Here is a 25,412-nt window from a genome sequence, read left to right on the forward strand (position 1 = left end):
TTACCCAAATCTTCTCCTATTTAGACTTCATATGTTGAGCAAAGTTCCGGTTTGCCTGAATGTCTTTATAGAAATATAAAAAGAGTCCAGACAAGATAATGAAAGCACCTACAAAAACCATAATTGAAAGTTGTTCATGATTTAAAGCAGCCCCAATCATCATCGCTAACATAGGGGTAATAACTGTCGTTAAAGATAAAGTCGTTGCCTGAATATTTTGTATAAGTTTGAAATAACAGAACATGGCAACGAGTGAAGCCATAAGTACCGTATAAATTAGGGCAAATAGTGATTTGGCTTCTGGCAAATGTGTTGGTGCATATTGCCAAATAAATGGAATAAAACAACTAGCAAAAATAGAAGACACTAAAATAGAGCCTGTTGCCTGAGCCATCGGCTGGATCTGTGCATTAACTTTCTTAACCCAAAAAATTGAAAAAGAATAAACAAATACACTGATCAGCATAAGAACAATACCAAACGGGTGTACATGCTGATTCGCACCGCTCAGACAAATAATAGCTAACCCACAGACCGCAATTGCCATACCCAACCATTGCAGCTTATAAAGTTGTTGGCCAAAAGCAAACCGACCAATAAGCCCCGCCATAATCGGTGCTAAGCCAAACATAAGCGCAATCATGCCTGAACTTAAATATTGGGTTGCGGCATAAGTGAAAATTTGAGAACCAATTAAGCTAAAAGATCCAGCAATGTAGCTATGAACTGCTTGTCGATGCGTCGGAAAAGGTGTTCTCAAAATTAGTAATATGATGACAGCCAAAGGCAATGCAATAAAAAAGCGTAATAACAATGCCCACATCAGATGTAGATCAGACACACTCCAGACAATTGCCAACGGAGTTGTTGCCCAGATAAACACTAACAAGGCATAGGTTAGAGCCAAATTGGTTTGCGATGGCATGCGATGCTCACTTAGCTGTTTTACGTTTTTGCTTTAAAATCGTTTGATCTAATGAACTTGAAAATTCACGTTTATCTCGTTCGGAAATAGGAGGCGGTCCACCAGTTTGCACACCTGCACCACGGAGCGTATCCATGAAATCACGTAGATGTAAACGCGCTTTAACATTCGCCGTTGTATAGACTTCACCACGGGGATGAATAGCAACTCCACCTTTCTCGATCACCTGAGCTGCCAGTGGAATATCCTGCGTAATGACAATGTCATTTTCAACCATACGATCAACTATTTCTTTATCTGCTTGGTCGGCACCACTTAAAACTTGTATTGATTTAATTCGTACTGAAGGCGTAATCCCAACATTCTGATTAGCAACAAAAATGACTTCTAATTGATAACGATCTGAAGCACGTAAAATCACTTCACGTAAAATTTTCGGTAAGGCGTCTGCATCTACCCATAGCTTAAATGGCAGCACGTTATTCTCTATTTCCACTAAAAATATTAGTCTAACAGATGCTTTTCTAAGGTGAGTAAAAATAACGATTAAACTGATTTTTAATTTCAACATTTAAAGTTTTTTTAAGTTAAACGTACTTTTAACTTATAAATAGAAACGGCGCTTCTTTTTAAATGACTAAATACGCGCTTTTACAAGAGAATTTACATATGGTGACTTGAAAAATAGCAAACACCCTCGATTTAATATAACAAGTAATGTGAACCCAACAGCATCGTGCTTATGAAAAATCAAAACAGTCCAGAAGTTATTAAAGTAAATGACCAAAATTTTGGTAGTCATGGAGAACATTGGAATCTATTGACGTCCCATCCCGAAACAGATGTACCAAAATGGTTAGGACTGGCACTTGATGCACCTGTAATGCCAATGGGTTTGTGTGAACATGAAGAAGACATGGACCAATCTTTTTGGCTCATTCAAGGTCCACAAGACCAAAAAGTTACCATCAATCAAATTATTGCTGTTGAAAATCAAAAACCTCGCGCGCTTAAAACAGCCTTCCCAAGTTTTGAAAGTCCGTACCAATATAATGCAAAAATTGAACGCATCATTACTTGTGACTCTGCAACACAAGCCGTGTTAAGTTTAAGACTAAATAAAAATACAACTGTTTATGCATTTGATAATTTATTTAGTGTTAACTACTGTCAATATGACAAAAATCAAAACTATCAAGTCCAATTTAATGCATGGGCTTATGAATTAGAACCTGTTCCAGCAGGCGAAAAAATTATTGTTGATGACCCAGCTTCGATTAAACATCACCGTGCATTAAATGCAATTTTAACTGAACATAATGGTGTTGCTCCTGAAAACTTACAGGAACTCATTAATGAATGGCAACCAAAAACTCCAGAAGATCAAGAACCTGTAACCGTTGATTTTTCTAAAATGGTCGCTTATTTATATGGCGAAAATCTTGGTCAAGAAGATGAAGCATGGTTCCAAGGTAATATTGTTGGTAAAACTTCTATGACATTTATGGGGGCAGAATATACCCTTTATGATGTCACTTTGGTTTTAGAAGATGATCTTCCTGCCATATTAGTGCGCATTGCGACCAAAAACGATTTGTATAAAAACTTTAATATTGGCGAATATATTCGCGGTAATATCTGGATTCAGGCGACTATTTGTGCTAAAAAGGGTGAAACTAATTGAATTTCACTAATATTTTAATAATTAGGTTATTGAATGAAGATTATACCCGAACAAACTACCAGCCTCATTCAATCCAGTAGCCTGCGCGTAAAGGTCGATACTGGTGCGTTTTGCTTTTTTGTCTTGGGTATGTTCTTAGCTGCCATATTCATGCACCAGTTTGGTTTAGTGCCTTTTTAATTTATAACTTATTCAATAAATAAAGCCCTCATTTGAGGGCTTTATTTATTTGATTTGCTTAACCATTACGCTTTGCAAAATCATCCATAAAGTTGATTAAAGCCTGTACGCCTTCTAATGGTACGGCATTATAAATACTTGCACGCATACCTCCGACAGAACGATGACCAGCTAAATTCAACAAGTGGTTAGCTTCCGCTTCTTTTAAGAATTGCTTTTCTAAAGCTTCATCTGCCAAGGTAAACGGTACATTCATAATTGAACGGTTTGGAATTGCGATCGGGTTATTGTAGAAATCGCTTGAGTCGATATAACCATATAACAACTGAGCTTTTTCAAGGTTCACTTTATGAATAGCCTCTACCCCACCCTGCTCTAGCAACCATTCAAATACCAAACCAGACAAGTACCAAGCGTAAGTCGATGGTGTGTTTACCATAGAACCATTTTTCGCTTGGTCACCATATTTTAAAATACTTGGAATTTCTGGTTTAGCCTGATCAAGTAAGTCATCACGAATAATGACAATTGTTAAACCAGCAGGACCAATATTTTTCTGTGCGCCAGCATAGATTAAACCAAACTTGGTCACATCTAATGGAGCAGATAAAATACTTGATGAATAGTCACAAACAAGTGGCGCTTTTACATCAGGAATTCCTGCGAACTGTAAGCCGCCAATCGTTTCATTATCCGCATAATGTACGTATGCTGCATTGTCAGATAAATTCCATTCGCTTTGTTCAGAAATTGCGAACTTGCCATCTACTTTAATGCCAGCTTCTACAACATTAATATCGCCATAACGTTTTGCTTCTTTTAACGCTTTTTCAGACCAGATGCCGGTGTGAATATAATCGGCTTTACTGTTCTTACCTAAAAGGTTTAAAGGAATAGCAGAAAATTGTAATGACGCACCGCCTTGTAAAAACAGTACTTTATAGTTTTCTGGAATGTTCATTAACTTGCGTAAATCTGCTTCAGCTTTTTCAGCCACAGCAACATAGTCAGCACTACGGTGACTCATTTCCATGATGGATAGACCTTTACCCTGCCAATCCAACAATTCTTGTTGAGCTTTTTCTAAAACGGCAGTAGGTAATGCAGCAGGACCAGCACAGAAATTGTACGCGCGCATGATTTTTCCCTTGTATAAAGTCAAACACAATAAAAATGGCATTTAACCACAGATTGCTTAAGCTTGCAGCAGCTTCTCAAGTAAATATTTCAATGCTGGACTGTATTTAGGTTTATTTTTTCAATTATTGTGGCAGTTATTTCTTTAGTTTTAATAACCAGTTTCATCATTTAAAAAAATTTTTAAGCAAAAAGATCAACTTGACTTGTGATTATCATTTCACATACCTTGATAGCTATTACAAAAATATTGGCTTAGTAAATTCAATAATTAAAGGAGCTAAAAACCACTATGTTTTTATACAAATGTATAATAAACAAGATGATAATTGAATTTAATAACAAGAAATTTAAACTATAAGGGATGCCAAAAATTGTTATTTAAAATGCCAACACATCGATATAGACATTCTATTTTTCCCTTTTCATTTAAACCAAAACATCTTGCTTTGGCTTTAGGCTTTTTTTTCACTAATCATTTATATGCCGGAAGCTTAAGTTATGCTGAAGCAGAACAACAAGCTTTAAAAAGTTCATACAGTACTCAAGCCAACCAAGTATTACAGCAAGCATCTCAATTAGAAGCTGAAGCAGTAAAGGGCCTGGGATTACCTAGAGTTGATTTGAATGTCAGAGCCTACGCTTTTCATAGTGAAACAGATGTACCTCTTGGGGCTTTTAAACAAAAACTTGAAAATGATTTAAGCCAAGGACTAAATGACAAACTTTCACAGTGGAACAATGTCATTCCATCAGATGTGCTGGGACAAGTTCAAGAAGGCGCAAACCAAACCATACATGATGGTATAAATCGCTTTCCCGATTATGCGAATCTGACCATAGAAGATCAGGTCGTACGCCCTTCCATTTCAGTCGTAATGCCACTCTATACAGGCGGCTTAACCAGCAGCGCTAAAAAAATAGCAAATATACAAGCACAGCGCTCTGAACTTTCAAGCCAACAACAACAAGATATACAGCGATTTGAAGTAGTACAAAGTTACTTTAATGTGCAATTACAGCAGCAACTGGTCGCAAGTAGCTTATTTAACTTTAATGCGATGCAAAAACATTACAGCAATGCCCTAAAGCTGGAACAACAAGGATTTATTAGTAAAGGGCAACGCATGCAGTTTGAAGTCGCTCGTAATAATGCAGAACGTACTTTACAAAATACTCAAGCTAACTTAAACGCCAGCCGCTTTAGCCTTAATAACCTTTTACATCAACAAAATAATGTAGATTTAAGTACACCTTTATTTGTAAATAACACTCCAAGCCAGTCTCTAGAATCACTTTTAACCAGTTATTCACAAAAATCTAGCCTTGTACAAAAAATGCAAATGGATACTCAACTGGCTAACGTAAATATTCAAGCTCAACAAGCAGCAAAAAAACCAAGTCTATTTGCATTTGGTGAATATGCGCTTGATGAAAATGAAAACTGGATTGTCGGTGTAATGGCAAAATACAACCTATTTTCTGGGGTAGATAAAAATAAGAATATTCACGCTGCAGAATTGAAGCGCTACGCTTCAGAGCTCATGACTGAACGAACTAAACAAGAGATTGAAGCACTTTTGAATAAATCATATAACGAGCTTAACTCTGCTCAACAAAGTCATCAGCTTTTACAAAGAAACGTAAATGCTGCTCAAGAAAACCTACGTATTCAAGAACTTTCTTTCCGCGAAGGAATGGGTACAGCAACCCAAGTGATTGATGCACAAAATGCATTAAGTGCGTTAAAAACTGAAATGGCTTTAAATGCTTATAAATATGTCATGTCACTCGCAACTTTACTGCAAAGTCACGGCTCAATTGACCAGTTTAAAGCTTACGTTAATCAACCACATACCGACTATATTCGTTAATGGGAGTATAAAATGAATCAAGACTCAGCTCATTCAGAACAAGATTCTCCTGTTGCGGATACGGCAGAAACCAACCAAGTTCATAAAGATGATCAAGTTAGTGACCATCAAGAATCAAGTACAAATAAAGATGATCCAAAACCACCTAAAAACTCTAAAATTAAACTGATTATTGGCCTGATCATCATTGCCTTATTAGGTTTAATTATTTTTGGTTTGTGGAAAAGCTATCAACCGAAACCTATTGAACTACAAGGCCGTGTTGAAGCTGAAACTATTCACGTAAGTACAAAAGTCCCGAGTCGTATTGAAGAAATTTATGTACAAGAAGGCCAGAAAATTTCCAAAGGCCAACCCCTTGTTCGTTTGGTTAGTCCAGAAATAGAAGCTAAAAAGCAACAAGCTTTGGCTACCTTACAATCGGCTTTAGCATTTCAATCTACGGTAGACCGCGGTTCGCAACAAGAAAATATCGATACTCTCTATGCCAACTGGCAAAGCACAAAAGCACAAGCAAACCTTGCCAAAACTACTTACCAACGCGGTGAAAATTTATATAGACAAGGTGTCATTTCACGTCAAAGACGAGATGAAATGCTTGCTGCACAGACCTCTGCTCAAGAATTAAGTGAGGCCTCTTATCAACAATATGCTCGTGCTAAACGCGGCAGTACCAGCCAACAGAAATCTACAGCAGATGCACAGGTTGAAATTGCAAAAGCAGCGGTAAGCGAAGCAAAAGCACTGGAAGCAGAGACACGTTTACTCTCACCTATTTCAGGTACGGTTTCAAAAACTTATGGTAAACCTTCTGAATTAGTCGCTATGGGCGTGCCTGTTGTCAGCATTTTAGAAGATGATGATTTATGGGTAAGTTTAAACGTGGGTGAAAACCAATACGCTTCTGTTTATAAAAGTAAAACCCTTGAAGGATTCATACCTGCTCTTAATCAGGATGTGAATTTTAAAATTAAGAATATTGATGCTGAAGGTGAATTTGCCACTATTAAAACGACTCGCCAAACTGGGGGCTATGATATACGTAGCTTTAAATTGCATCTGGTGCCTGAAAGTCCTGTCAAAGATTTAAAGGTTGGTATGAGTGTTCTATTTAAAATTAAAGAAGAAAAATAAAGCATGTTTGCCAGTATATTACGGGAACTAAACTATCTAAAAAGCAATAAATGGGATTTGTGTATGGTGACACTCATCCCTGCTTTTATCATTTTTTTGTTTAGCAGCATGTTTTATGCAGGTAAAGCTGAACATTTACCAATTGCGATTATTGATCAGGACCAAAGTGAACTCAGCCGTAATATTGAAAAATATCTTTCGTTGAATCATACGGTAAATATTAAAACGATTACGGCAAGCTCAACTGAAGCTGAACAATTACTTAACGAAACTAAAATATGGGGTTACGTTTTTATTCCAGACGGTGCTGAAAAACGCTTCGTTAAAGCACAAGATGCTCAAATCAGCATTGCATTTAACCAGTCTTTTTTTAGTGTCGGAAATACCATTTCTTCCGCAATGTTGGTCAGTACCCTCAATGCTTTAGCAGACTATGCTGGTCAAAGTTATCTTGTAAATAGTATTCCCTATTTAGATGTTCCTACAGCTCATGTCAAAATTTCAACGCTTTATAATCCAAGTATGAGTTATGAGTTTTATTTAGAACCTTTCATGGTTCCTGCTGTATTGCACTTATTGCTGTGTTGCTGTGTTGCCTTTGCTATTGGACAAGAGCTTAAACGTGGCACATTAACAGCATGGGTAAACCGAGAAAGTTTTATTCAAGGCTTACTGGCTAAAAATCTGCTTTATAGCCTTATATTTTGTGCATGGACATGGGTATGGATGTTTTGGCTAGTCGAAATCCGTGGCTGGTTCGTAGCAGGTTCTCTTAGTTTATTGCTATGCGCACAGTTTTTACTTTATTTTGCTTACGCTTTGATTAGTAGCACCGTCATTCTTGCAACCAAAAATTTAAGCAAAACTTTTGGCTTTATCGCTGTCTATGGTGGGTCATCTTTAAGTTTCGCAGGCGTTACCCTGCCTTTAAATAATGCACCGATTTTCACTAAGTTTTGGTCACTTATTATTCCCTATACCCCTTATGCCAAGCTGCAAACTGAACAATGGGTGATTGGAAGTCCAGTTTTCATTTCAATGATTCCTTTTTTAATACTCATTGGCTACTGCCTTATTTATTTCTTTTTAAGTTCTCTACTGCTTAAAAAATTAATTCGGGGGACAGTGCAATGAAAGAATTTTTAAAGGCATATTTGCAAACTTTTAAAGATATTGTAGGAAACAGTTCAGTTTTCACAACTCTGATTTTATCGGTCATTCTTTATAGTTTTTTTTACCCTACCGCCTATAAAGCTGAGCGGGCAGAATCTATTCCTATTGTGATTGTTGATGAAGAGCAAAGCCTCTTAACTTCTCAATTGATTGGCCAAAGTGCAAATAGCCCCCATGTTCATATCGTTACCGTTACCAGCAATTTTTTACAAGCTGAACAAATGGTCCGTGAGCAAAAAGCCGATGGTATTTTACTTTTACCAAATAACTTAACCCAAAGCTTACGCAGAGGAGAAACAGGTGGAATCGGCTTATACTTAAGCACAACCAACTTTTTAAAAACTAAAGAAATTGGTTTAGGTTTAGCAACCTCGATAGAAGCTACATTAAAAGAATATATTGAAAAATTCGGACAACGCACGCATTTCCAGCCAGCGCTTTCTATTCATCAAGTGCCATTATTTAACCCGCTTTCAGGCTATGGAAGTTATATTTTTCCGGCTGTTGCCTCTTTAATTATCCATCAAACGATTGTGCTCGGTTTGGCAATGCTAATTGCAAGTTACTGTAAACAAAATGAAAAAATTACAACTGTTCGCTTCGCTGGAATTTTCGCAAGTATATTTACCATTGGTTGTTTAAGTAGTTTTTATCTTTTTGGTTTTACGCTGTGGTTCAATGACTATCCACACGGTGGAAATTTTATAGGTCTCCTCATTGCCGTTCCAATTTTTATTAGTTGTATTATTGGACTAGGCATGTTGATCGGTTCGCTTTTGGATATGCCGGAACGTGCCGGACATATTATTGTGTTTAGCTCTGTACCTTTATTCTTACTAACTGGAGCTGCTTGGCCTCATCAAGCAATGCCTGAATGGTTACAATGGTTTGCGTGGTGTTTACCCTCAACACATGCGGTACAAATGTTTGTGCAACTTAACCAGATGGGCGTTCCATTAGCCACGGTTGTACCAAAACTGATATTTCTTGGGACCCTTGGATTAATATTGGTGAGTTTATCTTATTATCGGCTTGTTAAAAAATCTTCTTCATAAAATAAAAAAGGAAGCTTATGCTTCCTTTTTTATTTAAGTTTTACTTACTCTTCAGAAGCATCTTCATTATTTGATACAGCTTCTTCGTTATCAGTCTCGGTAGTATCTACTTCGCCTTCGAGAAACTCTTCTTCATCTTCGACAGCTTCAATAGACACAACGCCTACTAGAGTTTCTTCTTCGCTTAAGCGAATTAGACGTACACCTTGTGCATTACGACCAGTCATTGCAACTTCTGCTGCACGGGTACGAACTAATGTACCGCCATCAGAAATAAGTAACAATTCTTTGGTTTCATCAATAGACACTGCACCAACAAGCTCACCATTACGTTCGCTTGTCTTAATCGCAATGACACCCTTACCGCCACGTTTCTTAGTCGGGAAGTCATTTACTGGAGTACGCTTACCATAACCGTTGGCACTTGCACATAGTACTTCACCTGTTTCAGGTACAACTACAAGCGATACGATACGGCTTACTAAATTTGAATCTGCTGAATCGTCATTGTCATCTGATTCATCATTTTCAACATCTGCATCTTCTTCACTTAAAGTACTGCTTGCAAAGCTCACGCGCATACCACGAACACCTTTCGCAGTACGACCCATTGCACGTACGTCAGTCTCAGCAAAACGGATTGCCTTACCTTCGTTCGAGAACAACATGATTTGCTGATTACCATCAGTAATCGCAACACCAATTAAGGTATCTTCTTCATTGAGTTCAATTGCGCGTAAACCATTTGAACGGATATTAGCGAATTGCTCTAAATCAACACGTTTAACCGTACCTGATGCTGTCGCCATAAATACGTAATGGTTTTCTGGGAACTCAGTCAACGGCAAGATAGCTGTTACTGTTTCATTCGCATCTAAAGGTAACAGGTTCACGATCGGACGGCCTTTTGCACCACGTGATGCTTGAGGCACTTCAAACACACGAAGGCGATATACTTTACCTACGTTGGTAAAGCACAGCACAGTCGCATGGTTTGAAGCTACAATGAGATGTTGAATAAAGTCATCATCTTTCATTGAAGTTGCAGACTTACCACGTCCACCACGGCGCTGAGCCTGATAATCTGAAAGTGGTTGAGTTTTTGCATAACCTGTTTGTGAAACCGTTAATACAACTTGCTCTTCAGGAATTAAATCTTCACGGCTAAAATCAATACGTGATTCAATAATTTCAGTGCGACGTCCATCACCATACTGTTGTAGTACTAGTGCCAACTCTTCGCGAATTACAGCCATCAATAAATTGAAATCATTCAAAATCGCAGTAAGTTCAGCGATTTGACCTAAGATCTCAGTATATTCTGCATGTAATTTGTCTTGTTCAAGACCAGTTAAACGATGTAAACGTAATTCTAAAATTGCGCCTACTTGTGTTGGTGATAAACGGTAAATTGAATCGGTTAGACCAAATGGACGATTTGGATCTTCACCTTCAATTTCATCTGGACGAACAGAAATTGCGCCAGCTTTTTCAAGTAATGAAACAACACCACCACCTGCCCACTCACCTGCAAGTAAACGCTCACGCGCTTCAGCAGGGTTAGCAGAAGTTTTAATCGTCTCGATAATTTCATCGATATTGGCTAAAGCAACTGTTAAGCCTTCTAAGATATGACCACGTTCACGTGCTTTACGCAGTTCGAACATGGTACGGCGTGTCACAACTTCTTGGCGGTGACGGATAAATGCCGCAATAATATCTTTCAGATTCATCAATTTTGGTTGTCCATTGTCTAGACAAACCATGTTGATGCTGAATGAGTTTTCAAGTTGGGTATTTAAGAATAAGTTATTTACAACGACTTCAGCGTTTTCACCACGCTTTAAGTCAATTGCAATACGCATACCTTCTTTGTCAGACTCATCACGAAGTTCTGAAATACCTTCAAGTTTTTTCTCTTTCACTAACTCGGCAATACGTTCAATAACTCTTGCTTTGTTTACTTGATATGGAATTTCAGTAAAGACAATCGTTGTACGGCCTGTCTTTTCATCTTCTTCGAAATGGTACTTACCACGAATATGTAAGCGGCCTTTACCTGTACGGTAGGCATCAACAATACCTGATTTACCGTAAATGATACCGCCTGTAGGAAAGTCAGGACCCGTAATGTATTCCATCAATCCTTCAATCGAGATATTCGGATTGTCAGCATAGGCTAAGCACGCATTCACAACTTCTGTCATGTTATGCGGTGCCATGTTGGTTGCCATACCTACGGCAATACCAGCAGCACCATTAATTAACAAGTTAGGAACACGTGTCGGAAGTACTTCAGGAATACGCTCAGATCCGTCGTAGTTATCTTCCCAGTCAACCGTGTCTTTTTCTAGATCTGCAAGAAGCTCGTGTGCAAGCTTGGTCATACGGACTTCGGTATAACGCATCGCAGCTGCGCTATCACCATCAATCGAACCGAAGTTACCCTGACCATCTACCAATAAATAACGTAAGCTAAAGTCCTGAGCCATACGTACAATGGTTTCATAAACAGCTGAGTCACCATGAGGGTGATATTTACCGATTACGTCCCCAACAACACGCGCAGATTTCTTGTAGGCTTTGTTATAGTCATTGCCCAATTCGTGCATGGCATAAAGCACACGACGGTGAACAGGTTTCAGACCGTCTCTCACATCCGGCAATGCACGAGATACGATTACACTCATCGCGTAATCTAAATATGAATGCTTGAGTTCGTCCTCAATGGCAATCGGTCGGATTTCCGATACGCTCATGCATACTCCTTCTTACAGATAGAAAGTTCCATCTGCTTATATGTCTTGATCTTGCAAAAAATTTAGTTCCGGAAACTGAACTAAAATCGAAAAAAATATAGCTGTATACTATAGCATAAAAGCACTTTGTAATGTGCGGAATCTACACTGCTAATCTGGTGATATTTGTATAATTTAATTGCATATTATTCTTATCATATCGCTATAACAGGCATCTTCTCATCTTCGTAAAACTATGTGATTTTTATTCTATAAAAATCAAACCTCAAATGAGATAAAAGTCTCAGTTATACATTTCAGGACACTATCCATAATAAAAAAACCCCTAGTAAAAACTAAGGGTTTTTTAGCTTTAATCAGTAAAGATTAAAGTTTAGATACCAATTCTGGTACTACAGTGTTCAAATCACCAACTAACCAGTAGTCAGCCACACTGTTGATTGGCGCTTCTTCGTCTTTGTTGATTGCAACAATAACTTTAGAATCTTTCATACCAGCTAAATGCTGGATCGCACCAGAAATACCTACAGCAACATAAAGCTCAGGCGCAACGATTTTACCAGTTTGACCAACTTGGAAATCGTTAGGTACAAAGCCCGCATCAACTGCTGCACGTGAAGCACCTTGTGCTGCACCGAGCTTGTCAGCTAATGGATCAAGTACTTTATGGTAGTTCTCACCAGAACCTACACCACGACCACCAGAAACTACGATGCGAGCCGCAGTTAATTCTGGACGATCAAGCTTAACGATTTCTTCAGATACGAAGTGAGAAATACCCGCATCTTTTACTTCACCAACTGTTTCAACAGCAGCTGAACCGCCTTCTGCAGCAACTGGATCAAATGCTGTACCACGAACGGTACCAACAATGATTGCTTCGTCAGATTGAACAGTTGCAATCGCGTTACCAGCGTAGATAGGACGCTTGAATGTGTTCGCAGATTCAACAGAAATAATATCTGTGATCATGCTTACATCAAGAAGAGCAGCAACACGTGGAAGAATGTTCTTACCAGTCGTTGTAGAAGCAGCTAAAACGTATTTGTAACCTTTAGCCAAGTCAGCAACTAAGCCAGCTACGTTTTCAGCTAATTGGTTTGCATAAGCAGCGTTGTCAGCAAGTAAAACTTTGCTTACACCAGCAACTTTAGCAGCAGCATCAGCAACTGCTTGAGCACCAGAACCAGCAACTAATACAGTAATATCACCACCGATTTTTTGTGCTGCAGCAACAACGTTTAAAGTAGCACCGTTAAGTACTTGGTTGTTGTGGTCAGCGATAACTAAAATACTCATGATTTTATCCTTCCGTATTAGATCACTTTCGCTTCATTTTTCAATTTTTCAACAAGCTCATCTACAGATTTCACTTGTACGCCAGCTTTACGTTCTGCTGGAGCTTCAACTTTAACAGTTTTAAGCTTAGTACCAGCTGTAACGCCATAATCCGCAGGAGATTTTGTATCAAGTGGCTTCTTACGAGCTTTCATGATGTTAGGCAATGCTGCATAACGTGGCTCGTTCAAACGCAAGTCAGTCGTGATGATTGCAGGAAGTGTAAGTTCAACAGTTTGTAAACCACCGTCAACTTCACGAGTCACTTGTACTTTACCGCCATCAACTTTCACTTCAGAAGCGAATGTACCTTGACCAGCACCTAATAATGCACCAAGCATTTGACCTACTTGGTTAGAGTCATCATCAATTGCTTGTTTACCAAGAAGGATAAGTTCTGGTTTTTCAGCTTCAACAACACCTTTTAAAATTTTAGCAACTTCTAAAGCGCCAATTTCATCAGTAGTTTCAACCAAAATACCACGGTCTGCGCCTAGAGCCATTGCAGAACGGATTTGTTCTTGAGCTTCTTTAGGACCTACAGAAACAACAACGATTTCTGATACTGTTCCTTTTTCTTTTAAGCGAACCGCTTCTTCCACTGCGATTTCACAAAATGGGTTAATTGACATTTTTACGTTGGTAAGGTCAACCCCACTATTGTCCGGCTTAACACGAACTTTAACGTTGGCATCAACCACGCGTTTTACAGCAACAAGAGCCTTCATGTAATCCTCGGCTGTTCTAGCAAAAGTAAATGTTGAGAAAAGTATATTAACTCTTCAATTAAAATTTTTTAGGTACCCTATCTTGCAATGTGTTTGGCATTTCGGTCAAGTCACAATTTTCTGGAACAGCACAAAAAAAATGAAATCATCAGTTCATAAAAAAATTTTAGACTGCTATGAGGGCCTATTTTATTCTTTTTAAACTCTATTTTATACATTGATTTTTATTATCTTTTTATCTTATTTAGCATATTAGCTAGAAACATAAGATTACTTTTAAAAACCATAAATCCGACGTTTTTTAGACCCAGTCGTCCACAAAATACTCAAAGATCAAAATTGTCAATTTGGCTGTTTTGACTATTTCTCTTAAACAAATTTGTAAAAAAATACAAATGATCTCTACATTCACCTAAAACTTCTCAATTTAATTATCTATTTATTGAGTTTATTTTTAAATTTTAGTTTTTATGTGCCCTTGGATGAGCTTGATCATACACTTGTGCCAAATGATCGAAATCAATATGCGTATAAATTTGTGTCGTAGATAAATTACTATGGCCTAGCATTTCTTGTACTGAACGCAAATCACCGCTACTCGATAGCATATGGCTAGCAAAACAATGTCTGAGTAAATGCGGATGTAAATCGACATTTACACCTGCTCGTTGTGCTTGAAGCTTCACACGTTTTTCAATTTGCCTTGGAGTGAGCGCTCCTCCTCGCAAGGAAATAAAGACAGAATCGTTTTGATCGAAATGTCCTTTCCAAATTCTATAAACTTTCAACCAATTCAATAGGCTTTCTTTTGCTTTTTTCCCAAATGGTACTATACGGGTTTTATTTCCTTTACCTGTAATACGAACAAGTTGGCGATTAAAATCTACATCCTTAACTGTTAAACCCTGTAATTCAGCCAAACGTAAACCACTTGAGTAAAGTAACTCAAGCATGGCTTTATCACGTAACCACAATTGCTGATCAATTGGTTTTTCCGGCATAGGTTGATCTAAAATTTGATTAACCGTTTCTATGTCGATCATACCTGGCAAAGGTCTAGGTTGGCGTTTTAACTTAAAATCGTCGGTAGGATTAATTTCTAGATATTTACCTTGTTCAGCCCACTTCATAAATTGACGAATTGAGGTGAGATGGCGTTGCATACTACTTGAACTTAACTGGTCCTGTTCGACACGCTGCGCTAAATACTCTCTTAAATCTGAAGCTTCAATATTTCTCAAATCTAGTTGTTTGTGCTCGCAGAACTCAAGAAAGCTTTTAACATCTCGTTCATAAGCAGTAATCGTGTGCTCAGATTGATTCTGTATTTTTCTTTCTTTTAACCACATTGAGAGCAGTTGTAATGCAAAATCCAAATTGCTCTCCATTTATTTACTCATTTTTTTGAGTGTACCAAAAACTATGTGATCATGAAAATTTGATACCGCACAACCTAATGCTGATCTAATTTATATATTACAATTTAAACCAAGTATTCATTGGACCTTGCTGCCATGACCACCATACTCATTCCTTATTTAATTGCGATTACCTTACTTACACTGACCCCTGGTTTAGATACGACTTTAATTATTCGTACAGCAACACTTGAAGGTAAATCGAAAGCGTTTCAAGCAGCAGTAGGTATTTGTCTTGGCTGTATTGTATGGGGAATTGTGGTTGCCTGTGGTCTAGGTGCCTTGCTCATGGCATCTGATCTCGCTTTTAATATTCTAAAATGGATGGGAGCAGCTTATCTAGCATGGTTAGGTTTAAATATGATTTTAAAACCACGTACCCAGCTTGCAGATATGCAAGAGAATAGTTCAAATACCTCTCCTTCACAAAATTGGTTTATTAAGGGTTTTTTGGGTAATTTACTTAATCCCAAAGTTGGTATTTTTTATATTTCATTTCTTCCACAGTTTATTCCACCACAAGCATCGGCAGTTACTTGGGTGATGGGACTGGTAATGATTCATGTGGTGATTGGAATGTTATGGTCAACTTTATTAATTTTGGCTATGCAACCACTGTCACGTTATCTTAAGCAACCTAAATTTGTGAAATATATGGACCGAATTACTGGCAGTATTTTTGTGTTGTTTGCTTTGAAATTGGCTTTGAGTAAAAGATAAATTTTAAAAAGCGTGCTGATAGATAGCACGCTAAATAAGACTTAAAAACTTACTTTAGTTTTTCTAAGTAGTTTTTTTATTTGAACTGAAACTTCATCGGCATGTTTTTCTGCTAATTGATGGCCCCCACCTTTCACAACATATAACGTCGATTTTTCAAACTTTTGATTTAAATATTGCCCCACCTGAACGGTGCTCACTGGATCGTTATCGCCCCAGATTAGTAAAGTTTCAACATTTATATCTGATAGAAATTCTTCATAGTTGGCATTCGTAGTAATAAACCAATCAGGATATTTTAAAAATGCTTGGCGGTATGTTTCACACCAGTCTTGAACATTAAATCATTCAAGGTTAATTCCACCAGAAGTTGCAATTAAGACCAGCCCTTTCACCAAATGAGGTTTTTTTAGCGCTGCGGCAACAGCAAAAATCCCACCCATTGATTGAGCAACAATTACAGATTCTTCATTAATTTGATTGACCACATAATTTGTTAGGTCTTCAAAACTTTTGACTTCTAAGGATTCTGGTGTATCTCCAAAACCCGGATAACCAATAATTTTTGTACGATACTGCTGAGGTAATTTTTCAATTAAGGGATGTCAAAATGTCGTACTGCCTGATGCACCGGGTAAGAAAATTAAATTATTCATATTTTTATAAAGTTATAAAATTAAAAAATTATTCTACATATAAAAGAAAGTCTCTTTTATCATTTTAGATAATAAAAGAGACTTCTATTTTGGTAATGCGATTAGCCTTGAAAATAACGTAAATCCAAACGCCCATCATATACATGAGTTGTTGGACCAGTCATCCAAACCACATCGCCTTCTTGCCATTCAATTTGTAACTTACCGCCAGCAAGTTCAACTTCAACTGAGTTCGCAAGTAGACCACGGCGCATACCACTTACCGCAGCAGCACATGCCCCTGTACCACAAGCTAATGTTTCACCAACACCACGTTCAAATACACGTAAGCGAACATGTTTTTCATCAATCACTTGCATAAAGCCAGCATTAACACGCTCAGGGAAACGTTTATGTGATTCAACTTGTGGGCCAATGCCAGCAACATCAGCAGTTAGTACGTCTGGAACAATAGTGACAGCATGAGGATTGCCCATATTGACCACATCAATATTAATGTTCTGGTCGTTAGCTAACTCAAGTGTATATAAAGCTTCTGGTTGTTCTGCAATGAATGGAATTTCATTCGGCAAGAACTTCGGGTAGCCCATATTGACGCGAACCCAACCATTTTGGCCCAATTCAGGTTTTACAATACCTGCTTTGGTTTGGACAGTAATACTTGTTTTGGTTGTTAAATGACGCTCATGTACAAAACGAGCAAAACAGCGTACACCATTACCACATTGTTCAACTTCAGACCCATCTGCATTAAAAATACGATATTTAAAATCTGCTTCCGGTAAATCTGGTGGTTCAACAATTAAAAGCTGATCAAAACCGATGCCAAAATGGCGATCAGCTAAGCGTTGGATTGTTTCTGTATCCAAATAGGCACATTGGCTGATCAGATCAACCACCATAAAGTCATTGCCTAGGCCATGCATTTTAGTAAATTCTAACAACATTTCATTTACTCCTCAGGCAACAAGCGTTCATTTTCCCACAGGGATTCAACCGTTTCACGCTCACGAATCAAATGGGCTTTATCGCCTGACACCATCACTTCTGCGGCACGGCCACGTGTGTTGTAATTTGAACTCATTACAAATCCATAAGCGCCAGCGCCAAGAACAGCTAACAAGTCATTTTCTTTTAAAGCCAATAAACGATCTTTACCAATGAAGTCACCTGTTTCACAGATTGCTCCAACGAGATCCCAAGTTTTTTCTTCAGTATCTGAACTTGGCACTACAGGTTGGATATCCATCCAAGCTTCATATAAAGCAGGGCGAATTAAATCATTCATTGCAGCATCAATAATGGCAAAGTTACGGTGGCTCGTTGGTTTGAGCAAATCAACTTTTGTTAAAAGCACACCTGCATTTGCACTAATGCTACGACCCGGTTCCATATAAACCTTGAGACCTAATTTTTCTAAAGCAGGTTTCATTGAGTTGGCATATTCTTCAACACTTGGCGGTGTTTCATCTTTATAACAAACACCTAGCCCGCCACCGATATCAATGTGTTTAAGATTGATACCAAGTTTTTTCAATTCTTCGATCATCAACATTACACGATCTAAAGCGTCAACAAACGGTTTAGTCTCGGTCAATTGCGAACCGATGTGACAGTCAATGCCTATGATTTCAAGGTTTGGTAAAGATGCAGCATATTGATAGGTTTCATAAACAGTATCACTAGGAATACCAAATTTATTTTCTTTTAAACCTGTTGAAATATAAGGATGAGTTTTTGCATCTACGTCTGGATTTACACGTAAAGAAATTGGCGCTTTTTTGCCTAGACGAGCTGCAACCTTTTGAAGACGGTCTAGTTCTGCATAAGACTCAACGTTAAAACAAGCAATACCCACATTTAACGATGTTTCGATATCGGCTTCGGTTTTACCTAAACCAGAAAAAACAACTTTAGACGCATCTCCACCCGCTTTTAAAACCCGTGCAAGTTCACCACCTGATACGATATCAAAACCAGCACCAAGTTTTGCCAAGACATTAAGAACAGCTATATTTGAGTTAGATTTCACCGCAAAACAGATTTGATGATCAATAAAATCAAAAGCACGGTCCATATCTAAGTAATGTTTTTCAAAAGCTGCTTTTGAATAAACATACAAAGGTGTGCCAAATTGCTGCGCAAGCTGCTCCATAGAACATTGCTCTGCGTGCAATACTCCATTAATGCGAGTGAAACTCATGAATGTGTCCTTATTTCAAAGCTTAAGGTGAAGTTGTTTGGGTTGGGGCTGATGCTTCAACTGACTGTTCAGCTTGTTCATCCTGTTGCACAACTTGTTTCTGTTCTTTATTACGATAGAGCAAGTATTTCGCACGTTTGTCATAATTCGGATCAGAAGGTAGCTGTAATGCTCCTGACTGACCACAAGCGCTAAGCAAAATACTGCTGCTCAATAAACTGATGAGGCAAATGACACGACGCATCTGAGCACCTGATTTAAACAATTCGATGCAGTATACCGTGATCATGCAGGCGGCTAAAGAGTAAACTTAAAGAGAAAAACAATATGCATAAAAAACGCCAGCTTTTCAGCTGGCGTTTGATCATAACTAAATAAATTTAATTACTTTTTATGACGCGGTTTATAGAAGAAGAAATAACCAATGATCAAGATAATAAACCAAATTGGGCTGACTTTCAGCGCTTTGAACGTATCCGGTTCTAAAGACAGCACATAAATCATGCCAATAAAGAAAATAATCGTGATCCAACATGTAAATAGACCGCCCGGTAATTTAAATGTTGATTTTGCATGTAGCTCAGGGCGCGTAGTGTAATAACGGATATAACTCCAGATAATGAGTAACCACACGCAAATGAACAAAATCGTTGAAAGCGTCGTTGCAAGCGTAAATGCCTCAACTGTATTTGGAACAAAATACTGTAATGCCGCACCTAACAATAAACACGCAGCAGAGAAATACAATGCATTTGCCGGTACCGCACGTCTGTTCAATTTACCAAAAGCTTTTGGACCCTGATCTTCACGAGATAAACCAAATAACATACGGCTTGTTGAGAAGACACCACTGTTCATTGATGACATCACTGATGACAATACCACCAAGTTCATCAAGATCGCTGCTGCTGCCACACCAGCTTGGCTGAACAAGTTTACAAATGGACTGATCGCTGGATCAATTTTATTCCAAGGTGTTACAGACATCACAATCAACAATGCCAATACATAGAAAATAATGATACGGATTGGAATTGAGTTAATTGCTTTTGGTAAGTTACGTGCTGGGTCTTTGGTTTCGGCAGCCGTTGTTCCCACAAGTTCCACACCAACAAAAGCAAAGATTGCGATTTGGAAGCCTGCCAAGAAACCATGTACACCTGTTGGGAAGAAACCACCGTTAGCCCAAAGATGAGTAAATGATGCAACTTCACCTGTACTTGAGGTAAAGCCTGTAAAGATCATCCATAGGCCAACAGCGATTAAAATAATAATCGCAAGAATCTTAATGAGCGCAAACCAGAACTCTAACTCACCAAACAAGCGAACTGTTAACAGGTTTAAACCCATAATAAATACAATCGCGGCAACACTGATCATTGCCCCTTCGACAGGCGAGAAAGGTAGACCATTATTGAAGAATTGTAAGTAGTAGATAATTGCAGAAAGGTCAGCGATACCAATCGTGATCCAACATAACCAGTATGTCCACCCTACAAAGTAACCCGCCCATGGACCGATTAAATCTGTTGTGAAGTCAATAAATGATTTATAGGCAAGGTTTGAAAGAAGTAATTCGCCAAGCGCACGCATGACAAAAAACACCATCACACCAATAATCAAATAAATGAATAAGATCGACGGACCAGCAAGGCTAATTGTTTTGCCTGATCCCATAAATAATCCGGTACCAATTGCACCACCAATCGCGATCAGCTGTAAATGCCGATTGGAGAGGCTTCGATGGAGCTCACCTTGTTCATGAGGCTCGCTCAGATTTTGATTCGACATTTTATAAATACACTCCAGTAATTTTTTTAGTCCGTTAGCTAAATTCAAATCAAAAAGACGATATCGCACCATTTGCAGGTATCTTTTAAATGTATATTTTTTGACAACTTTTCAGCTAACCAATTTTGTCTGTATTGCTGATGATTCCAAGCTACATACAATTATGGCCGATAATACGCACAAGCCTATTGCAATACAACGGACTCTCAAGTCAACTTTTGTCGTACTTGCTTAACTTTCACATATATAAAAAGGCTACCAGTGAGGTAGCCTTTTCTATTAAGGATCAGGAAATAAATTTATCTTTTGAAAAATTTACTTTTGTTTATTCTTCAATCTTTCTTCCCAGAATGTCGCATTTTTAATTCCTAATTTAACAGGGTCAAATGTGTACTCTGTTACTCCAGCTTTTTGCTGCGCTTCATAATCTTTAAGAGCTTTAATTGTTGGCTTCCATACAAAATAAGTCACAATAATTCCGACAATATTAATCCATGCCATTAGACCGACACCAATATCACCAATACCCCATATATAACCGGTTGCACTTAAAACCCCATAAGATACAGAGAGAATAATAAAGCACTTGGTTACAAATAATAACGATGGAGATTTAGTAATATAGCTGAGATAAGTAATGTTAGTTTCAGCAATATAGTAATACGCAACGATTGTTGTAAAAGCGAAGAAGAACACAGCCAACGCTACGAAGATTTGGCCAAAATTACCAAACATTGTACTCACTGCCATTTGGGTAAAAGCAGGAGAACCTATTTCTACAGTAGCTCCAACATTTTGTACAATAAATTGACCAGCTTCTAATGTACCTTGTACGTTATACATACCTGTAATTAAAATCATAAATGCTGTTGCAGAGCAGACGAATAATGTATCGACATAAATCGAGAATGCCTGTACAAAACCTTGTTGAGCTGGGTGTTGAACTTCTGCTGCGGCGGCTGCATGTGGCCCTGTTCCTTGCCCTGCCTCATTTGAATAAACACCACGTTTTACCCCCCAACCGATTGCAGCACCAAGACCAGCCATAGGAGAAAAAGCATCTTCAAAAATTAATTTGATTACACCAGGTAGCTCGTGAATATTCGCAATCACAATAACAACAGCCATTAGAATATAACCAGCTGCCATAAAAGGAACAACGAATTCAGCAAAACGTGCAATCCGTTTAATACCACCAAAAATAATGATAGCGAGTAAACCAACAATCACCACAAGTGCTACAATTTTAAACAGGCCAATATCACCAAAAATAATTGCCCCTTCACCAGTAATTTGTGTAAATGCCTTACCTACCGCATTTGCTTGAATACCAGGTAAGAACAAACCACAAGAAATAATTGCTGCTATAGCAAATACGATGCCTAACCAACGCTGTCCTAGCCCTCTGTCAAAATAAAAAGCAGGACCACCACGATATTGCCCTTGATATTCGACTTTATAGATTTGACCTAAAGTTGATTCTACATATGCCGTGCTTGCTCCTAAAAATGCAACCAACCACATCCAAAAGACAGCACCGGGCCCACCAAAGCCAATTGCTGCCGCTACACCCGCAATATTACCTACACCTACTCGTCCCGATAATGAAACAGCTAAGGCTTGAAATGATGAAATCCCCTGTTCTGAAGAAGTACCTTTTATTAATAGTCTGGCCATTTCCTTCATTTGACGCACTTGAACAAATCTTGTCAAAATAGAAAAAAATAAACCCGCGCCTAAGCACAGGTAAATAAGTGCCTTACTCCAAATAATGCCATTAATCCAATCAACAATTTCTGCTGCACTCATAGATATCAACCTTTTGTATTTTTAAAATACAATACTCATATTATTTTGTTCGTTTTCACTTCAGCAATATCCATGCCATATCTATAATAAACAGCTAGATACATACTCCAGTAAAAACACCGTCCTTGGGGAATAGATTAGATTTTTTATATCCACTGAAAACAAACTTTATCTGACTTGTAAAAATCCAATATCGTGTTATTTTTGGTGTCTTTCCCTTATTAGTTCCTTAGAAGATCCCTTCAAATTTCCTCATTATCTTTTATGAAAATTTTAGGAAACAAGAATGAAGAACTTCCTAAGAACTATATTTATATAATATCGAGCAAAATTTCAATTTTTTATGAGCAAAGTCAAAACTGTTTACCGTTGCGAGCAATGTGGTGCCGATCATCTTAAATGGGCTGGTCAATGCTCAGAGTGTGGTGAATGGAATTCTCTGACTGAAGTTAAACTTGAGCCAACCACTGCTCACCGCGCACGTCCTAAAATTGGGGGCTATGCGGGTCAAGTTGCTAACATTACAACGCTAAATAAAGTTTCCGTTTCTCATGAAACTCGCTTACCTACAGGCATTAGCGAATTTGACCGAGTGCTTGGCGGCGGTTTGGTGACAGGTTCTGTGGTGCTGATTGGTGGTGACCCCGGTATTGGTAAATCAACCATTCTTTTGCAAACTGCAACGCACATGGCAAGCGCAAAAAGCTCTGCACTTTATATTACGGGTGAAGAATCTTTATCTCAGGTGGCGCTTCGTGCGCAACGTCTTGATCTACCAACCGACCAATTAAAAGTCATGGCTGAAACCTGTGTAGAACGCATTTGTGAAGTTTTAGAACAAGAAAAACCTGTAGTCGCTATTCTAGATTCGATTCAAACTCTTTATACAGAAACCCTCCAATCTGCTCCGGGTGGTGTTTCACAAATTCGTGAATCTGCTGCTTTATTAACCCGTTATGCAAAAAATAGTGGCACGGCGCTATTCATTGTTGGTCACGTGACCAAAGAAGGTGCACTGGCAGGTCCGCGTGTTTTAGAGCATATGGTGGACTGCGTACTTTACTTTGAAGGTCAATCAGACTCACGTTATCGAATGATTCGTGCTGTTAAAAACCGTTTTGGTGCAGTGAATGAGCTTGGCGTATTTGGCATGACTGATAAAGGCCTACGTGAAGTGGCCAATCCTTCTGCTATTTTCCTAAGTCGTTATGATGAAGCGATTCCCGGTTCAATTGTGATGATTAGCCGTGAAGGAACTCGCCCTCTTTTGGTCGAAGTGCAAGCTTTAGTTGATGATGCTCAAGGACAACCACGACGTGTTGCACTTGGTCTTGAACAAAACCGTTTGAACATGTTGCTTGCTGTAATGCATCGTCATGGTGGCGTGCAAACCACTGGACAAGATGTATACGTCAACATTGTAGGTGGCTTAAAAATTACCGAAACAGGTTCTGATTTGGCTGTTTTACTTGCATGTGCTTCAAGTTTACGTACCAAAGCCTTGCCCCAACAGCTTGCAGTTTTTGGTGAAGTTGGTCTTTCTGGTGAAATTCGCCCTGTTCCTAACGGTCAGGAACGCTTAAAAGAAGCAGCGAAACATGGCTTTAAATATGTCATTTTACCAAGAGGAAACGCCCCTCAAAAGGCAATTCCGGGCGTACAAGTTATTGCTGTTGCGCGCTTACATGAAGCATTGACAGAAGCTATGCAACTCAGTGATGAATTGACATAAAAAAACATACTTTTATAGTTGAAATTTAGAGTAAAAGCCTGCATAAATACTATTACAAATTAACTTTAAACAGGAATTTCCTATGGAAGTACACCAGCGTGGCTTGATTACCGGTATTTTAATGGCTGCTTTAGCAATTTCTCCTCTTGCTGAAGCTAAACGTGCAGGTGGTGGTAAAAGCCACGGTATGGCACGTTCTACTACTTCAAGCCAGTCTTATCAACAACCTCGTCAAGTGACTCCAGTTCAACAAACCACTACAGCGCCTCAGAAATCTGGTCCAGGCGTTGGTTCAATGGTTGCAGCTGGTGTGGCTGGTGCTGCCGTAGGTGCTGTTGCAGCAAATGCTTTAGCTGATGACAAACCGACATCAACTGAGCAGCAAGCCACTCAGGCGCAAGCTCAAGAAGAGAAAAAAGGTGGAATCCCAGGTTGGATTTGGGTATTGCTTGCCGCAGCTCTTGCTTTCTTTGTATTCCGTAAATTGGGATCAAAAAAAAAATTAGCGGGTAACAACCCTTACGCACCAAATAGTAACGGTCAAAACCCATTTGGCCGTTCTGCTGCACCACAAGCAGCTCCACGTAATGCCGGCGATAATACAAATATCTTTGGTCAATCTGTGGGTGGCGGTGCAGCAACGCAAGCGCCTTTTGGCGGTGTAACAACGAGCAATGGCAATCAACTTCCAGATGGTAGTGAACCAGCTGCATTCTTACGTATTGCACGTCAACGTTTTAATCATATCCAATCGATGAATACTGCAAGTAACATTGAAGAAATTCGCCGTTACTTGACACCAGAACTTTATAGTTCTATGTATAACGATATCATGGAAAACCAAGATCAAGACGTTGCTGAATTTAGTAACTTGAATGCGATGGTTGTAGACAGTGCAACTGAAAATGGTCAATACGTAGTAAGCGTACGTTTCACTGGTACAGTAAGTGAAGATCTAAACAGCTTGCCACAACCGTTTACCGAAATCTGGCATTTTGTTAAACCTGCTGGCTCTCAGCAAGACTGGGTTGTTGCAGGTATCCAACAAGCTTAAGCTAAATAAATCCTAAATAAAAAAGCCACAATATAGTGGCTT

20 protein-coding genes and 1 pseudogene are annotated in these 25,412 nt (G+C 38.6%); 8 read left to right on the plus strand and 13 right to left on the minus strand.

The genetic code is table 11. From position 1 onward, the window contains the following. Positions 1-16 precede the first annotated feature (16 nt). Positions 17-925, minus strand: a complete 909-nt coding sequence (locus B806_RS0107120; protein ID WP_002118971.1) for an EamA family transporter — start codon at positions 923-925, stop codon at positions 17-19. A gap of 7 nt (positions 926-932) precedes the next feature. Beyond that, positions 933-1,421 (minus strand): YaiI/YqxD family protein, encoded by a 489-nt coding sequence (locus B806_RS0107125; RefSeq protein WP_078210287.1) that lies wholly within the window; start codon positions 1,419-1,421, stop codon positions 933-935. Positions 1,422-1,667: 246 nt separating this feature from the next. Here B806_RS0107125 and B806_RS0107130 point away from each other — a divergent pair, with 246 nt between their 5' ends. Further along, positions 1,668-2,609, plus strand: a complete 942-nt coding sequence (locus B806_RS0107130; protein WP_002118998.1) for a hypothetical protein — start codon at positions 1,668-1,670, stop codon at positions 2,607-2,609. A gap of 238 nt (positions 2,610-2,847) precedes the next feature. Here B806_RS0107130 and serC read toward each other — a convergent pair whose 3' ends face one another. After that, a complete protein-coding gene (serC, locus tag B806_RS0107135) occupies positions 2,848-3,927 on the minus strand; it encodes a 3-phosphoserine/phosphohydroxythreonine transaminase (RefSeq protein ID WP_017385810.1) in 1,080 nt (359 codons plus the stop codon). Between the two features lie 385 nt (positions 3,928-4,312). On the opposite strand from serC, the gene B806_RS0107140 reads away from it, so the two are divergent. Genes B806_RS0107140 through B806_RS0107155 form a run of 4 tightly spaced genes read left to right on the plus strand, consistent with a single transcriptional unit; the run spans position 4,313 to position 9,162 of the window. Beyond that, entirely contained in the window at positions 4,313-5,800 is a 1,488-nt protein-coding gene (locus B806_RS0107140) for a TolC family protein (protein WP_017385809.1), read from the plus strand. A 12-nt stretch (positions 5,801-5,812) separates the two neighbouring features. Next, positions 5,813-6,934 (plus strand): efflux RND transporter periplasmic adaptor subunit, encoded by a 1,122-nt coding sequence (locus B806_RS0107145; RefSeq protein WP_017385808.1) that lies wholly within the window; start codon positions 5,813-5,815, stop codon positions 6,932-6,934. 3 nt (positions 6,935-6,937) lie between these two features. Beyond that, entirely contained in the window at positions 6,938-8,068 is a 1,131-nt protein-coding gene (locus tag B806_RS0107150) for an ABC transporter permease (RefSeq protein ID WP_193786207.1), read from the plus strand. Beyond that, positions 8,065-9,162 carry an ABC transporter permease gene (locus tag B806_RS0107155; protein WP_017402796.1) on the plus strand — a complete coding sequence of 366 codons (1,098 nt, stop codon included), beginning with the start codon at positions 8,065-8,067 and terminating at the stop codon, positions 9,160-9,162. Before B806_RS0107150 ends, B806_RS0107155 begins: the two co-directional genes overlap by 4 nt. A gap of 44 nt (positions 9,163-9,206) precedes the next feature. Here B806_RS0107155 and gyrA read toward each other — a convergent pair whose 3' ends face one another. From gyrA to xerA, 4 genes are all read right to left on the minus strand, one after another. Beyond that, positions 9,207-11,921, minus strand: coding sequence for a DNA gyrase subunit A (gene gyrA / locus B806_RS0107160; protein WP_017385805.1), 2,715 nt, complete (start codon positions 11,919-11,921; stop codon positions 9,207-9,209). Positions 11,922-12,287: 366 nt separating this feature from the next. Continuing rightward, positions 12,288-13,220 (minus strand): FAD-binding protein, encoded by a 933-nt coding sequence (locus B806_RS0107165; protein ID WP_002118921.1) that lies wholly within the window; start codon positions 13,218-13,220, stop codon positions 12,288-12,290. 17 nt (positions 13,221-13,237) lie between these two features. Then, on the minus strand, positions 13,238-13,987 hold the full coding sequence (locus tag B806_RS0107170) for an electron transfer flavoprotein subunit beta/FixA family protein (RefSeq protein ID WP_002118903.1): 750 nt from the start codon (positions 13,985-13,987) through the stop codon (positions 13,238-13,240). 461 nt (positions 13,988-14,448) lie between these two features. Beyond that, complete coding sequence (gene xerA / locus B806_RS0107175) at positions 14,449-15,336, minus strand: site-specific tyrosine recombinase/integron integrase (RefSeq protein WP_078221489.1); 888 nt, start codon at positions 15,334-15,336, stop codon at positions 14,449-14,451. A gap of 165 nt (positions 15,337-15,501) precedes the next feature. On the opposite strand from xerA, the gene B806_RS0107180 reads away from it, so the two are divergent. Continuing rightward, a complete protein-coding gene (locus B806_RS0107180; protein ID WP_017385803.1) occupies positions 15,502-16,125 on the plus strand; it encodes a LysE family translocator in 624 nt (207 codons plus the stop codon). A 41-nt stretch (positions 16,126-16,166) separates the two neighbouring features. Here the strand turns inward: B806_RS0107180 and B806_RS0107185 are convergent. The 6 genes and pseudogenes from B806_RS0107185 to B806_RS0107210 form a co-directional block, all read right to left on the minus strand. Next, positions 16,167-16,721, minus strand: a pseudogene (locus B806_RS0107185) (alpha/beta fold hydrolase). 161 nt (positions 16,722-16,882) lie between these two features. Then, positions 16,883-17,728: a diaminopimelate epimerase gene (dapF, locus tag B806_RS0107190; RefSeq protein WP_017402797.1), complete on the minus strand. Its 846-nt coding sequence runs from the start codon at positions 17,726-17,728 to the stop codon at positions 16,883-16,885. A 5-nt stretch (positions 17,729-17,733) separates the two neighbouring features. Further along, positions 17,734-18,984 carry a diaminopimelate decarboxylase gene (gene lysA, locus B806_RS0107195; RefSeq protein ID WP_017402798.1) on the minus strand — a complete coding sequence of 417 codons (1,251 nt, stop codon included), beginning with the start codon at positions 18,982-18,984 and terminating at the stop codon, positions 17,734-17,736. Positions 18,985-19,006: 22 nt separating this feature from the next. Continuing rightward, entirely contained in the window at positions 19,007-19,228 is a 222-nt protein-coding gene (locus B806_RS0107200) for a lipoprotein (protein ID WP_016140224.1), read from the minus strand. Between the two features lie 140 nt (positions 19,229-19,368). Continuing rightward, positions 19,369-20,775, minus strand: a complete 1,407-nt coding sequence (locus B806_RS0107205; RefSeq protein WP_031944527.1) for an amino acid permease — start codon at positions 20,773-20,775, stop codon at positions 19,369-19,371. Positions 20,776-21,090: 315 nt separating this feature from the next. Then, positions 21,091-22,584, minus strand: a complete 1,494-nt coding sequence (locus tag B806_RS0107210) for an alanine/glycine:cation symporter family protein (protein WP_005067705.1) — start codon at positions 22,582-22,584, stop codon at positions 21,091-21,093. Positions 22,585-22,927: 343 nt separating this feature from the next. Here B806_RS0107210 and radA point away from each other — a divergent pair, with 343 nt between their 5' ends. Next, positions 22,928-24,316, plus strand: coding sequence for a DNA repair protein RadA (gene radA, locus B806_RS0107215; protein WP_005073053.1), 1,389 nt, complete (start codon positions 22,928-22,930; stop codon positions 24,314-24,316). An 82-nt stretch (positions 24,317-24,398) separates the two neighbouring features. Next, the gene (locus B806_RS0107220; protein WP_002118912.1) at positions 24,399-25,370 is read left to right on the plus strand and encodes a TIM44-like domain-containing protein; all 972 of its coding nucleotides are present in this window, start codon (positions 24,399-24,401) and stop codon (positions 25,368-25,370) included. The last annotated feature ends 42 nt before the right edge of the window (positions 25,371-25,412 follow it).

It is taken from the genome of Acinetobacter sp. TG2027 (assembly GCF_000302435.1).
GTDB classification, from domain to species: Bacteria; Pseudomonadota; Gammaproteobacteria; order Pseudomonadales; family Moraxellaceae; genus Acinetobacter; species Acinetobacter pittii.